Genomic DNA, 15,562 nt, shown 5'->3' with positions numbered 1-15,562 from the left:
TCAAGTTTAGCGGTCAGGACGAAAGCCGCCCTGACATTCACTTATGATTTTTTCTTGTCGCGGCTGTGCAGGCCACGTTTTTCCAGCCCGCGATAAATCAGCTGCTGCTGGAGAATGGTTACCAGGTTACTGACGATGTAATACACCACCAGACCGGACGGGAACCACAGGAAGAACACGGTGAAGATGACCGGCATGAAGGTCATGATCTTCTGCTGCATTGGGTCAGTGACGGTGGTCGGCGACATCTTCTGAATGAAGAACATCGTGATACCCATCAGAACCGGCAGGATGTAGTACGGGTCTTGCGCTGACAGGTCATGGATCCACAGGATGAATGGCGCGTGGCGCAATTCAATGGAACCAGACAGCATGTAATACAGTGCCAGGAAGATTGGCATCTGAATAACCAGCGGCAGACAACCACCCAGCGGGTTCACTTTCTCAGACTTATACAGCGCCATCATTTCCTGACTCATGCGCTGTTTGTCATCACCGATACGTTCACGCATGGCGGCCAGTTTTGGCTGCAGCATACGCATTTTCGCCATCGACGTGTACTGAGCGCGGGTCAGTGGATACATGATACCGCGGACAATAAAGGTGATTACGATGATCGAGAAGCCCCAGTTACCGACGAACCCTTGAATGAATTTCAACAGTTTGAACAGTGGCTGAGAGATGAACCATAACCAACCGTAGTCAACAGTCAGATCAAGGTGAGGCGCGATTGCCGCCATCTTGTCCTGAATTTCCGGGCCAACCCACAGAGTGGAAGCCACTTGTTGTTGTGCGCCTGGTGCAACGGTAAACGGCGTGCCTTTGAAACCAATCGAAGAAATGCCGTTGTTGGTGCTGGTAAAGAAAGTATTGGTGTCTTTCGCTGACGGGATCCATGCAGTCGCAAAGTACTGCTGCAGCATCGCAACCCAACCGCCCTGAGTGGTGACATTCAGCACTTCGCTCTTATCGAACGCGTACTTCTGATATTTGTCATCACTTGAGGAGTATGCCGCGCCGCGGAACGTGTGCAGAGCAAAGTTATTGCTGCCGGTGTCACGGTGCTTAGGCAATTCGGTGGTTTGTTTCAGCTGACCGAACAGAGTCAGTTCAAGTGGAGCTGCTGTGGTGTTGTTGATATTGTATTCAACACTCACCGCGTAAGAGCCACGTTTGATCACGAAGGTTTTGGTGTAAATCGCACCGTTTGCCGCCGTGTAAGTCATCGGAATGCGCAGTTCAGACTGGCCTTCAGACATCGTGAAGGTATCCGAGCTGGTCTGGAACAGAGGACGTTCACCGTTAGCCGGATTATCAGGACCGTTTTTACCTGTCAGACCGCTTTGTGCCTGATAGATGAAATTAGGAGTGGTTTCCAGTAACTGGAAAGGCTGGTCAGAGCCCAAAGTCGTCGGGTAAGCCTTCAGCAGAGCCTGCTCAATGTCGCCACCACGGGTGTTGATTGTTAATGACAGCACATCACTGTTAACTGTAATTAATTTGCCCTGTCCGCTACCAGGAACAGCCTGGTTAGCAGCATCACCGTTTGCAGTGTTCGCAGTCTGTTGCGTGGTCTGGTTGGCCGGTTGCGGAGCGTGGTCCGTTTGCCATGCCTGCCAGATCATGAAAGACACGAACAGCAGAGCGATGAGGAAAAGATTGCGTTGCGAATCCATCGTTAGAGTTCTCTGTTATTGTCGGTTTTCGGCGGTACGGGGTCATCACCACCTGGGTTCAAAGGATGGCATTTTAATACGCGTTTCAAAGTCAACCAACTGCCTTTTAACATGCCAAAACGACCAATTGCTTCAATACCGTATTGAGAGCAGGTTGGTCGAAAGCGGCAATGTGGCCCGAGCAACGGACTGATGAATAACTGATAACCACGTATCAGCTTTATCAGGATGCGGGAGCCTGTCGGCAATGTCGACGCCATAATTTCTCCAACGCTTCCGTCAGCGCGCGATTATCTAAATCGGCGACACCCTTCTTGGCGACCACCACAAAATCCATCGACGGCAGCGTATGCTGATTCAACCGGAAACTTTCGCGGGTTAGGCGTTTAATCCGATTGCGTTCATGTGCGCGTTTGACGTGTTTTTTTGCGACGGTGAGACCGATGCGGGGATGCCCCAGCTCGTTCAGGCGGCCGAGTATAGTGATTTGCGGCGTGCCAGCCCGTTGTGGCTGCTGGAAGACGAAAGTGAAATGACGGGGAGTTAACAAACGTAACTCCCTGGGAAAAGCGAGCTTAACCACTAAATAGGTTAGCTTTTATTACTTAGAAGCTGACAGACGGGTACGGCCTTTCGCACGACGGCGAGCCAGAACCTGACGACCATTTTTTGTGGCCATACGAGCACGGAAGCCGTGGCTACGGTTGCGCTTCAATACGGACGGTTGGAAAGTGCGTTTCATGGCGATTTCTACCTAAACTTAAATTATTACTGATCAGTAAACGCGAAGACATTTCGGCAAAAAAAAGACCGGTGCCTTTGTCGCAACATATAAAGAAGCGGGATTGTAATAACTGTACAGTCCTGAGTCAATTTACATTGCCAGAAATGGTTCAAGTGTTTACCAGAATTGCCCGTGGTCACACCGCAATATCCATCTGGTTATGACCATCAGGAACACAGGCTTCACACGTAGGGCTGAAGATTATACGGACTCTGCCGTAAATCGCAAGGATCCTCGCCTGATCCTTATCCACAGGGCGGAGATCTTTCTCGCAATGCGATGAAATTTAGCTCAGCGGACTCCTATTTTTTCACCACAGTGATGATTACATCGCCTATTTTAAAAAGGATCGGCTAAGCTTACCCACTTGCCGACCGCTGCCTGTGGATAAAAAGGATCTAAACTGTCAGGAAGGGGAGGATCTCTGTGTCGGATTGCGTTATGATCCGCCATTCCGATCGCGATCCCGGCTGGGTAGCTTTCGACACAAACCGTAAAAAGCGGTTCGCACGTGACTTTACGCCACTGACAGGGTGGTGAGAGAAATTTCCCCCATCCCCTTATACAGGCAGGCGGGACGTGTGCCAAAAATCATGATTTAAAAAATATCCTGATCCTTTTCTTTTTTGATACTTGTTCGAGTGGAGTCCGCCGTGTCACTTTCGCTTTGGCAGCAATGTCTTGCCCGTTTGCAGGATGAACTACCTGCCACAGAATTCAGTATGTGGATACGCCCCCTGCAGGCGGAACTCAACGACAATACGCTGGCGCTTTACGCCCCGAATCGTTTTGTCCTTGATTGGGTTCGTGACAAATACTTAAACAATATTAACGGCTTGCTCAACGATTTCTGCGGGGCGGATGCGCCGTTGCTGCGTTTTGAAGTCGGCAGCAAACCCATGATTCAGCGCGTCAGTCAACCCGTTGCGGCCAGCGTCAGTTCTCAGACTGCGCCCGCTATTCCGCGTCTGGCGCCTTCACGTCCGAGCTGGGACAGTTCGCCTGTTCAGCCCGAGCTTTCATACCGCTCGAACGTCAATCCAAAACACACTTTTGATAACTTTGTAGAAGGTAAGTCTAACCAGCTGGCCCGCGCGGCGGCGCGTCAGGTGGCGGACAATCCGGGCGGCGCCTACAACCCGCTCTTCCTTTATGGTGGCACCGGTCTGGGTAAAACCCACTTATTGCATGCGGTCGGTAACGGCATCATGGCGCGTAAAGCCAATGCCAAAGTGGTGTACATGCACTCCGAGCGCTTTGTGCAGGACATGGTAAAAGCCCTGCAAAACAATGCCATTGAAGAGTTCAAACGTTACTACCGTTCTGTCGATGCGTTGCTCATCGATGACATCCAATTCTTTGCTAATAAAGAACGTTCCCAGGAAGAGTTCTTCCACACCTTTAATGCCCTGCTGGAAGGCAATCAGCAGATCATCCTGACCTCGGATCGTTATCCAAAAGAGATCAACGGTGTTGAAGATCGTCTGAAATCGCGTTTCGGCTGGGGGCTGACGGTGGCGATCGAACCGCCAGAATTAGAAACCCGCGTGGCGATCCTGATGAAAAAGGCCGACGAGAACGATATCCGTCTGCCAGGCGAAGTCGCCTTCTTTATTGCTAAACGTCTGCGTTCTAATGTGCGTGAGCTTGAAGGCGCACTGAACCGTGTGATCGCCAATGCCAACTTTACCGGCCGTGCGATTACCATCGACTTCGTTCGTGAAGCGTTGCGCGATTTGTTAGCGCTTCAGGAGAAGCTGGTCACTATCGATAATATTCAGAAAACAGTGGCCGAATATTATAAAATCAAGGTCGCTGACCTGCTTTCCAAACGGCGCTCCCGTTCGGTAGCCCGCCCACGCCAGATGGCGATGGCGCTGGCGAAAGAGCTGACCAACCACAGCCTGCCAGAAATCGGCGATGCGTTCGGTGGTCGGGACCATACCACGGTGTTGCACGCCTGCCGTAAAATCGAGCAGTTGCGTGAAGAAAGTCACGACATCAAAGAAGATTTCTCCAACTTAATCAGAACATTATCTTCCTAGCGCTATGAAATTTATTGTTGAACGTGAGCATTTGCTGAAACCACTGCAACAGGTCAGTAGCCCGCTGGGTGGACGACCGACGTTGCCTATTCTGGGTAACCTGTTATTACAGGTGACGGATGGCGCGTTGTCGCTGACCGGGACGGATTTGGAAATGGAGATGGTGGCGAAAGTCGCGCTGTCTCAGCCACATGAAGCGGGTGCCACCACGGTACCGGCGCGTAAATTCTTTGATATCTGCCGTGGATTGCCCGAAGGCGCGGAAATTTCCGTCGCACTCGACGGCGACCGCATGCTGGTAAAATCAGGCCGCAGCCGTTTCTCGCTGTCGACCTTACCGGCGACAGATTTCCCTAATCTTGACGACTGGCAAAGCGAAGTAGAATTCACCCTGCAGCAGGCCACGTTGAAACGTCTGATCGAAGCCACGCAGTTTTCTATGGCGCATCAGGACGTTCGTTATTATTTAAACGGCATGCTGTTCGAAACCGAAGGTGAAGAATTGCGTACTGTTGCGACCGACGGTCACCGTCTGGCCGTATGTTCTATGCCAATCGGCCAGTCTCTGCCTTCGCATTCAGTCATCGTGCCGCGTAAAGGCGTGATGGAACTGGTGCGTCTGCTTGACGGCGGTGACACCACATTGCAGCTGCAAATCGGCAGCAACAATATCCGTGCTCACGTCGGCGACTTTATCTTTACGTCCAAACTGGTTGACGGTCGTTTCCCTGACTATCGCCGCGTATTGCCGAAAAATCCGGACAAAACGCTGCAGGCCGGGTGCGATTTGCTGAAACAGGCATTTGCCCGTGCAGCCATCCTGTCCAATGAAAAATTCCGTGGCGTGCGTTTGTATGTCAGCCATAACCAGCTGAAAATCACCGCGAATAACCCTGAACAGGAAGAAGCAGAAGAAATTCTGGATGTCGGCTACGAAGGCACCGAAATGGAAATCGGCTTTAACGTCAGTTACGTGCTCGATGTGCTGAATGCGCTCAAGTGCGAAGACGTTAATCTGCTGCTGACAGACTCTGTTTCCAGCGTGCAGATCGAAGACGCTGCGAGCCAGTCGGCCGCGTACGTCGTTATGCCAATGAGGCTCTGATCGGGCTATCTTACTTGTCATTTTGCGATTGGGCAGTGCTCGCAATGCTCACGTACTTGAGTACGCTCCGCTTGTTGTGCGCTGTCCGCACGCAAACTGACCGCGACGAAGACGCCCTGGAATTGGTTTAGATGGCCTTAACGCGCTTACTGATAAAAGATTTCCGCAACATCGAGGCGGCGGATTTAGATCCGTCGCCCGGTTTTAACTTTCTGGTCGGTCCCAATGGCAGCGGTAAAACCAGCGTGCTCGAAGCGGTCTATACGCTGGGGCATGGCCGCGCTTTTCGCAGTTTGCAGGCCGGACGCGTTATCCGTCACGATCAGCCGGAGTTTGTTCTTCACGCCCGTGTAGATGACGGCGGCGATCGTGAGTTGTCGATTGGCCTGAGCAAAAGCCGCCAGGGCGACAGCAAAGTGCGCATTGATGGCACTGACGGTCATAAAGTGTCTGAACTGGCACAAATGCTGCCAATGCAACTGATCACACCCGAAGGTTTCACCCTGCTCAACGGCGGGCCGAAGTACCGACGGGCATTTATTGACTGGGGTTGTTTTCATCACGACCCCGGTTTTTTTATCGCCTGGAGCAACCTGCGACGGTTACTCAAGCAGCGCAACGCCGCGCTGCGCCAGGTGAGTCGTTATGCGCAAATTCGTGCCTGGGATCAGGAACTGATCCCGTTAGCCGAGCGTATTAGCGAATGGCGGGCAGCGTACAGCGACGCGATCGCGGCTGATATCAGCGCGACCTGCGCACAATTCCTGCCTGAATTCGCCCTCAGTTTTTCTTTCCAGCGTGGATGGGACAAGGAAACTGAGTACGGCGAGTTGCTGGAGCGTAATTTTGAGCGCGACAGAGCCTTAACCTATACCGCATCAGGCCCGCATAAAGCGGATTTCCGCATTCGTGCCGACGGCACGCCGGTGGAAGATTTACTGTCCCGTGGACAGCTGAAGCTACTGATGTGTGCGCTGAGACTGGCGCAGGGTGAGTTTCTCACCCGACAGAGCGGGCGGCGTTGCCTGTATCTTCTTGACGATTTTGCCTCCGAGCTGGACGCCGACCGACGTCGGTTGCTGGCCGATCGCCTGAAAGCCACCCAGGCACAGGTTTTTGTCAGTGCGATAAGCGCTGAGCAAGTGACCGACATGATGGGTGAAAAGGGCAAGATGTTCCGCGTGGAACAAGGTAAAATAGCCGTTCTATCACAGGACTAAAAATGAGCGAGAAACGTTGATGTCGAATTCTTATGACTCCTCAAGTATCAAGGTATTAAAAGGGCTGGACGCGGTGCGTAAGCGCCCCGGCATGTATATCGGCGATACCGATGACGGCACTGGTCTGCACCACATGGTATTCGAGGTTGTGGACAACGCTATCGACGAAGCCCTCGCGGGCCACTGTAAAGAGATTCAGGTCACGATCCATGCGGATAACTCTGTTTCCGTACAGGATGATGGTCGTGGCATTCCGACCGGTATTCATGAAGAAGAGGGCGTTTCTGCTGCTCAGGTCATCATGACCGTTCTTCATGCCGGCGGTAAATTTGACGATAACTCGTATAAAGTTTCCGGTGGTCTGCATGGCGTGGGTGTTTCCGTCGTTAACGCCCTGTCGGAAAAATTGGAACTGGTTATCCGCCGCGAAGGCAAAGTCCATACTCAGACTTACGTGCACGGTGAGCCTCAGGATCCGCTGAAAGTGATTGGCGATACTGACGTGACCGGTACCACGGTACGTTTCTGGCCAAGCTTCAACACCTTCACCAATCACACCGAATTCGAGTATGACATTCTGGCGAAACGCCTGCGCGAACTGTCATTCCTGAACTCCGGCGTGGCTATCCGCCTGCTGGACAAGCGTGATGGTAAAAACGATCACTTCCATTATGAAGGCGGTATCAAAGCTTTCGTGGAATATCTGAACAAAAACAAAACCCCAATCCATCCGACCGTGTTCTATTTCTCCACGGTAAAAGATGACATTGGCGTTGAAGTGGCGTTGCAGTGGAACGATGGTTTCCAGGAAAACATTTACTGCTTCACCAACAACATTCCACAGCGCGATGGCGGGACTCACTTAGCCGGTTTCCGTTCGGCGATGACCCGTACCCTGAACGCGTACATGGATAAAGAAGGCTACAGCAAGAAATCTAAAATCAGCGCCACCGGTGACGATGCCCGTGAAGGCCTGATTGCTGTGGTGTCGGTGAAGGTTCCGGATCCTAAGTTCTCTTCTCAGACCAAAGACAAACTGGTTTCTTCCGAAGTGAAAACGGCCGTTGAAACGCTGATGAACGAGAAGCTGGTGGATTACCTGATGGAAAACCCGTCAGACGCCAAAATCGTTGTTGGTAAAATCATCGACGCAGCGCGTGCCCGTGAAGCGGCGCGTAAAGCGCGTGAAATGACCCGTCGTAAAGGCGCGCTGGACCTGGCTGGCTTGCCCGGCAAACTGGCGGACTGTCAGGAACGCGACCCGGCTCACTCCGAACTGTACTTAGTGGAAGGGGACTCAGCGGGCGGCTCTGCGAAACAAGGCCGTAACCGTAAGAACCAGGCGATTCTGCCGTTGAAAGGTAAAATCCTCAACGTTGAGAAAGCGCGCTTCGACAAAATGCTCTCTTCTCAGGAAGTGGCCACGCTGATTACCGCACTCGGTTGCGGCATTGGCCGTGACGAATACAACCCGGACAAATTGCGCTATCACAGCATCATCATCATGACCGATGCCGACGTCGATGGTTCACACATCCGTACCCTGCTGCTGACCTTCTTCTACCGTCAGATGCCTGAAATTGTAGAACGTGGCCACGTGTTCATCGCACAGCCGCCGTTGTACAAAGTGAAAAAAGGCAAGCAGGAACAGTATATTAAAGACGACGAAGCGATGGATCAGTATCAGATTTCCATCGCCATGGACGGGGCAACGTTACACGCCAACGCCCATGCACCGGCCCTGGCGGGTGAACCGCTGGAGAAACTGGTGGCTGAACATCACAGCGTGCAGAAAATGATTGGCCGTATGGAACGTCGTTATCCGCGTGCGCTGCTGAACAACCTGATCTATCAGCCAACCCTGCCGGGTGCGGATCTGACTGATCAGGCGAAAGTTCAGGCCTGGATGGAATCGCTGGTAGCGCGCCTCAACGAGAAAGAGCAGCACGGCAGTTCTTACAGCGCGATCGTGCGTGAAAACCGCGAACATCAGCTGTTCGAACCGGTTCTGCGTATTCGTACGCACGGTGTCGATACGGATTACGATCTGGATGCAGACTTCATTCAGGGCGGCGAATACCGCAAAATCTGTGCGCTGGGCGAACAGCTGCGCGGCCTGATCGAAGAAGATGCTTACATCGAACGTGGCGAACGCCGTCAGCCAGTGACCAGCTTCGAACAGGCGCTGGAATGGCTGGTGAAAGAGTCCCGTCGTGGTCTGTCGATTCAGCGATATAAAGGTCTGGGCGAAATGAACCCTGATCAGCTGTGGGAAACCACCATGGATCCTGAGCAACGTCGCATGTTACGTGTGACCGTGAAAGATGCCATTGCCGCTGACCAGTTGTTCACCACGCTGATGGGCGATGCGGTTGAACCGCGCCGCGCCTTCATCGAAGAGAACGCGCTGAAAGCTGCCAACATCGATATCTGATAATCGATATCTGATCAAGGTATGAGCTGATACAGAGTCCGAACCGGGAAACCGCTTCGGACTTTTTTTCGTCTGTGCGAACCCGCTTTCCGGCTGGCTTTACAGCGGGTAATCGCGATAGCATTGAGGAAGATTTCTTAAACTCTGAGGATGCTATGGCTATTGAATTAATTGCAATTGATATGGACGGGACGTTGCTCAATCCGCAGCATGAAGTGACGCCTGCCGTTAAAAAAGCGTTGTCAGAAGCACGGGCGAAAGGTGTGCAAATCGTTCTGGCGACCGGCCGCCCGTTCGTCGGCGTGCAGCGTTACCTGATGGAACTGGATTTGCAGCAGGACGGTTGTTACTGCATCACCAACAACGGTGCGCTGGTACATAATGCCAAAGATGGCAGCGTGATTGCCGAAGTATCCCTCAGGATTGAAGATTATCACTACTTTGAACAGCTGGCGCGCGAGCTGGGTGTGCATTTCCATGCACTGACTAAGACTGACCTGTTTACCGCCAACCGCTTTATCAGCAAATACAGCGTGCATGAATCCTTCACCACCGGCATTCCGTTGCAATTCTGCCCGGCAGACGAAATGGATCCGGCACTGACCTTCCCGAAAGTGATGATGATTGATGATCCTGAACTGCTGGATCGCGCCATCAGTCAGCTTCCGGTCGAAGCCAAAGAACGCTACACCATCATGAAAAGTTCGCCGTACTTCCTCGAAATTCTGGATAAACGCGTCAATAAAGGTGAAGGCGTGAAAGTGCTGGCGGAAAAACTGGGTATCGCGCGCGAGAGTGTAATGACGCTGGGCGACCAGGAAAATGACATCGCTATGCTGGAATACGCCGGAATTGGTGTCGCGATGGGCAATGCGCTGGACAGCGTGAAAGCTGTCAGCCAGTTCGTCACCAAAACCAACACCGAAGATGGTGTGGCATTTGCTGTCGAGAAGTTTGTTCTGAACAACTGAGTTGGCAGATAGGAACCTCGCAGCCATGGAAAAACAATTAACTTCTGATGCCCGCGGGCATCAGCTGACTAACATTAATGTCTGGACGCCGGACAGCCAGTGGCTGGTGTACGACGTGCGTCCGCATGGCGGTTCTTTCACCGGCTCAACCATTGAGCGGGTGAATGTCGAAACCGGTGAAGCGGAAGTGGTTTATCAGGCGCAAGATGGCGCACACGTGGGTGTGGTAACGGTCAGCCCCGACCTTCCCGCGCGTTATGCATTTATTCATGGCCCGGAAAATCCGGATGCCAGCTGGCAGTACGATTTTCACCATCGTCGCGGAGTTATCGTGTCTGACCCCGCGTGCGAAAAGGCGGTCACGCTGGATGCGATGGATATCACCGCGCCTTATACCGCCGGCGCCCTGCGCGGCGGCACGCACGTCCACGTTTTCAGTCCGGACGGTTCGCGTCTGAGTTTTACCTATAACGACCATGTTTTGCATGAACTGGATCCGGCTCGCGACCTGCGCAATGTCGGTATCGCCCTTTCCGGCTATCCCGTTACGCCACCAAAGCATCACTCTCGTGAATACGATGGCAGCCATTACAGCGTACTGGTCAGCGAAACAACGCCTGCTCCTCAGCCCGCCAGCAATGATATCAACCGCGCTTATGAAGAAGGCTGGATCGGGCAGGAAGGCTATGTAAAAGCCGACGGTTCCCGGCAGCGCTGGGCGCTGGCCTTTATCGGCGATACCCTTTCTGCTGATGGCGAAAAGCATCCGGAAATCTTCGTGGTGGATTTACCTGAGAACGATACGGATTACCGTCAGGCGGGTGAAAAACCTTTGCAAGGCACGCCGGAAACGCTGCCTGCGCCACCGTCTGGCGTGAAGCAAAGACGTATCACGTTCACTGAAAAGGGTATTGCCCTGCAACCACGTCACTGGCTGCGCGCGTCAGCGGATGGCGCACAGATTGCGTTTCTGATGAAGGATAAAAAAGATGTGGTTCAGGTCTGGACGGTGTCACCCAACGGCGGCGAACCGGTGCAGATCAGCCATTCTGACAACGGCATTCAGTCGGCATTCAACTGGAGCCCGGACGGAAAGTCGCTGGCGCTGGTCTGCGATAACAGCGTGATGCGCCTGGATGTTAAAAGCGGAGAAATGCAGCGGTTAACGCAGAGAACGGAGATTGCGCCTTGCGCCGATGCAGTAGTGTATTCACCGGATGGCGGCAAAGTGGCGTTTATGCGCCAGTGCGGGGAATTCGCTCAGATTTTTGTTACCGACGCTCAGTAGCTCATAGAGTAAACCGGCCAGGGTTTGAAACGATCTCATCATGTTGGCCGGTTTTTTTACGCTTATTTTCTATGCGCCGAAGACTTATGTCCGCGATCGGTGGTGGTCATTGGCGGAACGTGGTCAATATCCACGCCGTTGCTCAGCGCAATATTGTGTTCTTCACTCGCTCTGACGCGATCGCGCGTCGTCACTTTTCCGCTGCGGTAATAATCATAAGGCAGTAATACCGTATCCAGCAGGGCGCTGAACGGTAAATCAATGAGCAGCAGAGGCGTCATCGCCCAGCTGGTATCATCGCTTTTCATCATATTCACATCAGCACGTGCGCCTGAATAATATCCGGTGTCTCCCCCGGTATGGCTCATCACGCTGGAACAACCGCTCGTCGCTAAAAAAACACATCCTGTCATCAGCGGCGTCAGTGCAAATTTCATCATTTTAGAACTCATCTTATGCTGTCAGGCTGAGCTTTTAAGTCAAAGTGACTTATACCACTCAGCACAAAAAATTAACAAAGCAAGCTGTAGCTCTGTGGCTGCGATCCCATTAAGTGTAATTACTATTTGAAATCTTGCAGGAAACTGCCTGCTCACCCTGGCTTTTCGCCCTGACCTGTCATGTATTTTGGCTGTCAGCATATAAACAACAGCCAAATTTTTTTGTTTTTACCTGCTTGAAAAAATCCCTTTCGTCTCCATTTTTACTGTACGACGCAGGAGGAGGAACGCCGGAAGGGTTCTCCTGTCATCACTGCGACGCTGGCCTGTCCGAATGGAAGGCTATTTAAAAATACTCGCTGAATATCAGGAGAAGTGGGCATGCGTAATTTTGATTTATCCCCGTTATACCGTTCTGCCATTGGTTTTGACCGTTTATTTAATCTTATCGAATCGGGTCAGAATCAGGGTGGCGGCTATCCCCCATATAATGTCGAGCTGGTTGACGAAAACCATTACCGGATTGCTATCGCGGTCGCAGGTTTTGCCGAGTCAGAGCTGGACATCACGGCCCATGACAACATGCTGGTGGTGAAAGGCGCACATGCACCGACTGAAACCGACCGCACTTATTTATATCAGGGCATCGCTGAACGTAATTTCGAACGCAAATTCCAGCTGGCGGAACATATCCAAATAAAAGCCGCCAATTTGTCGAACGGTTTGCTGTATATCGATCTGGAACGCATCGTTCCTGAAACGTCCAAACCGCGGCGTATCGAAATCCGCTGATTTGTCGGCAATAAGTGTCGGCAATAAGTACCGGCACTAAGTCACAGGCGGCCATCGTTATTGACCGCCAGAAAATGAAAAAGTTTAGGCTCGCCGTCAGGGAGCTGCGCCGTCATATCCAGACAGGATGACGGAATGTTAAATCTCGCTTCTAAGAAGGAGTTATACCATGCGTAATTACGATATTTCCCCATTACTGCGTCAGTGGATTGGTTTCGATAAGTTAGCCAGTTCAATGCAGGGCGCGGATCAGGCTTTTCCTCCTTACAATATTGAAAAGTCTGACGACAATCATTATCGCATTTCACTGGCGCTGGCCGGTTTCCAGCAGAGCGAGCTGAATATTGAGGTCGAAGGGCCGCGTTTAACCGTCAGCGGTACGCCTGCTCAGCCGGAAACAAAAGTGGAATATCTGCATCAGGGATTAGTGATCAAGCCTTTCACCCTGAGCTTTACTCTGGCAGAGCATATGCACGTATCGGCAGCTGAATTTACCAATGGCCTGCTGCATATCAGTCTGGTACGAGATGTTCCGGAAGCGTTGCAGCCGCAGAAAATTGCGATTGGTACTGAAAAACCTGCGCTGGAAAATACGTCGGCTTAAGACGTGATCTGTTTATGTTCCCCCGGTAAGGGGGAACATAAAACAGCGTATGACGAGGGGAGTATTATCTTAATCAGTAAGTAAAACGAGAGATAATTATTATGTTGAATTTCTTATAAACCTCATTAAATATAAAGCAAAGATAAGATTTAAAAGACTCCCGCCCGACTTCTGTGTCGGGGTAGGATATTTCACCGAAATTAGAATCAAAAAACTTTATCCTTTTTTGCCCGGTGGTGAGACTTACTGAATGTCCGCTGCCCCCGCCTCTGATGCTTAACTGGTAGCCAAAGTTCGAATCAATCTGTTTCATTAAGGCTTCTATTCTTTCCTCAACGTCTTCAACCGGTGACAGTTCAATTCTGCTGATAAAGTTAATATTTCCCTGAACCTTTACCAACAACTTAATAGCATCGGCAGTAGTGACGTATTCTATCTGTTTGGGTACAGCTATCTTTTTGGTATTGCTGACTGCTGATGCGCCATTTTGTGCCGTTGCCTGGGATTTTGCCTGTTCAGCCGCAACCTTTCTCGCCAGACTGATCTCACCATATTGTTCCTGATAATTCATGATGCCCAGTGTGAGCCGATGGCACTCAGGGGAATCAAGATATTGTTTGAATGTGCTCCAGTTATGTCCTTTAACCAGATAGGCCGCAGACAGGCCAAGGCACACACCTCGTAAACCATATAATTCTTTATTCATCCACGGAAGTCGGAAGCTACCAATCCAGGCTCCTGCCAGGTTTCTGGGGTTATCGCTTACCCAGTGATTTTTCCGCATATAGGCATCTTGATCAAAAGGAGAGTATTGACCATGAGTTTGAGAGGCAAATAGCGCTAATTTATTTTCTATAGGCATGGGTAATTTTTCTAAGAGTTAATTTATGAATGAAGTCTTACGAAAAGTAGGGTTTCATACTAAGGTTTTTTCATAAGCGAAGTGCTTAATGATAAATTAAGGATATGCCTATAGTGATGTGATTTTCTTAATGTCTTGTTTTGTCTATATAAATTACAAATGTGGTTATGATATTTTTCTTAATAATACAATTTATAATATCAATTTATTACGATTCCTTCCCTGAACTGAAATTTCCCGCAGATTGTCAGGAGCTGGCTAATGTGAAATGCTTATGCCAGGCGTTGAAAACACAAAATCCTGATTAGCACCGAAAACCTACTCTGGAATATCATGCTGAACAAGGTTTATTCTGTTAGTGCTTCGTTTCAGAAGGCACTGTTTTACAAGGTACAGAAAGAAAATTATTCTCTTTAGCAGGTATAACGGGAAATTGACAATTCTTTATACCTTGGATAACGGTCTTCTAAGAGTAAAGCCAGAGCGACCTTAAAGTATTCACGTCCTTCCGCCGTATCGGGATACGAAAACTCTCCCTGATTAGGATCGAAGAATTTTATCCTTTTCCTTCCGGTTGTAATAGCCACAGCATGTCCGCCACCAGGACGGTGCATGTTTATTCTGTATTTAAAGTTAGAAGCAATATGTGCCATCAGAACATCTATTCTTTCCATGGTATTTTCAATGGGTTTTAAACGCACTATATCGATAAAGTTAATCCCACCTTGAACTTTTACAATGTGATTGAAGGCCTCTGAGGAAGAGAGGTAGGTTATATTTTTTGGCGCTTCTGCCTTTTTTTTATGAGTAAACCGGCTAAATAATGATTTATTCTGTTTCACATGGATTTGCATTTTTGCAAGCGCCGCTGCCCGGTTTTGTGCCTGTATTACATCACCATATTGTTCCTGATAGTTCATAATGCCAAGCGTGAGTCTGTGGCATTCCGGGGTATCCAGATATTGTTTAAACGTGCTCCAGTTCTGTCCTTTGATCAGATAAGCGGCGGATAACCCAAGGCATGCTCCCTGTAAGCCATACATTGTTTGGTTAGTCCTCGGATCAGTAAAACTGCCAATCCAGGCACCGGGCAGATTTCTTGGATTATTGCTCATCCAGTTATTTTTCTGCGCATATTGAGCCTGACTGAAACTATGGCTCTCGCCATCTGTTCTGGATATAAAGTTTGATAATTTCTTGAACATAAATATGATTTTTATATGGTTTGAGATTGAGGCGTGAGAACAAATCACATTAAAAGATTGATTTATACACTACAGGTTTTTTATATTAATATACTTAAAGTTCAATTAAGTTTTTGTTTATTTGACTTTTTTATCT

The 15,562-nt window shown here is 50.3% G+C and carries 15 protein-coding genes; 8 read left to right on the top strand and 7 right to left on the bottom strand.

Annotated elements, in window-relative coordinates; translation table 11 throughout:
• Window positions 1–41: 41 nt before the first annotated feature.
• The 4 genes from yidC to rpmH are packed head-to-tail and all read right to left on the bottom strand — an operon-like array spanning window position 42 to window position 2,418.
• Entirely contained in the window at window positions 42–1,676 is a 1,635-nt protein-coding gene (gene yidC, locus EC840_RS18805; RefSeq protein ID WP_129637777.1) for a membrane protein insertase YidC, read from the bottom strand.
• Between the two features lie 2 nt (window positions 1,677–1,678).
• Window positions 1,679–1,936, bottom strand: a complete 258-nt coding sequence (yidD, locus tag EC840_RS18800; RefSeq protein WP_112287219.1) for a membrane protein insertion efficiency factor YidD — start codon at window positions 1,934–1,936, stop codon at window positions 1,679–1,681.
• Window positions 1,900–2,259, bottom strand: a complete 360-nt coding sequence (gene rnpA / locus EC840_RS18795; protein ID WP_071823635.1) for a ribonuclease P protein component — start codon at window positions 2,257–2,259, stop codon at window positions 1,900–1,902. Before rnpA ends, yidD begins: the two co-directional genes overlap by 37 nt.
• Before the next feature lie 18 nt (window positions 2,260–2,277).
• The gene (rpmH, locus tag EC840_RS18790) at window positions 2,278–2,418 is read right to left on the bottom strand and encodes a 50S ribosomal protein L34 (protein WP_009637487.1); all 141 of its coding nucleotides are present in this window, start codon (window positions 2,416–2,418) and stop codon (window positions 2,278–2,280) included.
• Window positions 2,419–3,113: 695 nt separating this feature from the next.
• On the opposite strand from rpmH, the gene dnaA reads away from it, so the two are divergent.
• The 6 genes from dnaA (at window position 3,114) to EC840_RS18755 (ending at window position 11,523) form a co-directional block, all read left to right on the top strand.
• Complete coding sequence (gene dnaA, locus EC840_RS18780) at window positions 3,114–4,505, top strand: chromosomal replication initiator protein DnaA (RefSeq protein ID WP_112287221.1); 1,392 nt, start codon at window positions 3,114–3,116, stop codon at window positions 4,503–4,505.
• Window positions 4,506–4,509: 4 nt separating this feature from the next.
• Window positions 4,510–5,610 (top strand): DNA polymerase III subunit beta, encoded by a 1,101-nt coding sequence (dnaN, locus tag EC840_RS18775; RefSeq protein WP_132966586.1) that lies wholly within the window; start codon window positions 4,510–4,512, stop codon window positions 5,608–5,610.
• A gap of 131 nt (window positions 5,611–5,741) precedes the next feature.
• Window positions 5,742–6,830 carry a DNA replication/repair protein RecF gene (recF, locus tag EC840_RS18770; protein WP_113876820.1) on the top strand — a complete coding sequence of 363 codons (1,089 nt, stop codon included), beginning with the start codon at window positions 5,742–5,744 and terminating at the stop codon, window positions 6,828–6,830.
• A 19-nt stretch (window positions 6,831–6,849) separates the two neighbouring features.
• A complete protein-coding gene (gyrB, locus tag EC840_RS18765; protein WP_112287223.1) occupies window positions 6,850–9,264 on the top strand; it encodes a DNA topoisomerase (ATP-hydrolyzing) subunit B in 2,415 nt (804 codons plus the stop codon).
• Window positions 9,265–9,419: 155 nt separating this feature from the next.
• The gene (yidA, locus tag EC840_RS18760) at window positions 9,420–10,235 is read left to right on the top strand and encodes a sugar-phosphatase (protein ID WP_132966584.1); all 816 of its coding nucleotides are present in this window, start codon (window positions 9,420–9,422) and stop codon (window positions 10,233–10,235) included.
• Between the two features lie 25 nt (window positions 10,236–10,260).
• Window positions 10,261–11,523 (top strand): DUF3748 domain-containing protein, encoded by a 1,263-nt coding sequence (locus tag EC840_RS18755; protein ID WP_132966582.1) that lies wholly within the window; start codon window positions 10,261–10,263, stop codon window positions 11,521–11,523.
• Window positions 11,524–11,585: 62 nt separating this feature from the next.
• Here the strand turns inward: EC840_RS18755 and EC840_RS18750 are convergent, their stop codons facing one another.
• A complete protein-coding gene (locus EC840_RS18750; RefSeq protein WP_113876947.1) occupies window positions 11,586–11,963 on the bottom strand; it encodes a YceK/YidQ family lipoprotein in 378 nt (125 codons plus the stop codon).
• Between the two features lie 381 nt (window positions 11,964–12,344).
• Between EC840_RS18750 and ibpA the strand changes: the two genes are divergently transcribed.
• Together ibpA and ibpB are read left to right on the top strand one after the other, a co-directional pair.
• Window positions 12,345–12,755, top strand: a complete 411-nt coding sequence (gene ibpA, locus EC840_RS18745) for a small heat shock chaperone IbpA (RefSeq protein ID WP_112287226.1) — start codon at window positions 12,345–12,347, stop codon at window positions 12,753–12,755.
• 169 nt (window positions 12,756–12,924) lie between these two features.
• Entirely contained in the window at window positions 12,925–13,359 is a 435-nt protein-coding gene (ibpB, locus tag EC840_RS18740; RefSeq protein ID WP_112287227.1) for a small heat shock chaperone IbpB, read from the top strand.
• 73 nt (window positions 13,360–13,432) lie between these two features.
• Here ibpB and EC840_RS18735 read toward each other — a convergent pair whose 3' ends face one another.
• A complete protein-coding gene (locus tag EC840_RS18735; protein ID WP_129637774.1) occupies window positions 13,433–14,221 on the bottom strand; it encodes a YopT-type cysteine protease domain-containing protein in 789 nt (262 codons plus the stop codon).
• 413 nt (window positions 14,222–14,634) lie between these two features.
• Window positions 14,635–15,426, bottom strand: a complete 792-nt coding sequence (locus EC840_RS18730) for a YopT-type cysteine protease domain-containing protein (protein WP_132966580.1) — start codon at window positions 15,424–15,426, stop codon at window positions 14,635–14,637.
• Between the last annotated feature and the right edge of the window lie 136 nt (window positions 15,427–15,562).

Source organism: Rahnella sp. JUb53 (assembly GCF_004346065.1).
GTDB lineage: Bacteria > Pseudomonadota > Gammaproteobacteria > Enterobacterales > Enterobacteriaceae > Rahnella > Rahnella variigena.
The sequence above is the reverse complement of the archived record's forward strand: the minus strand, read 5'-3'. Positions and strand labels throughout refer to the sequence as shown.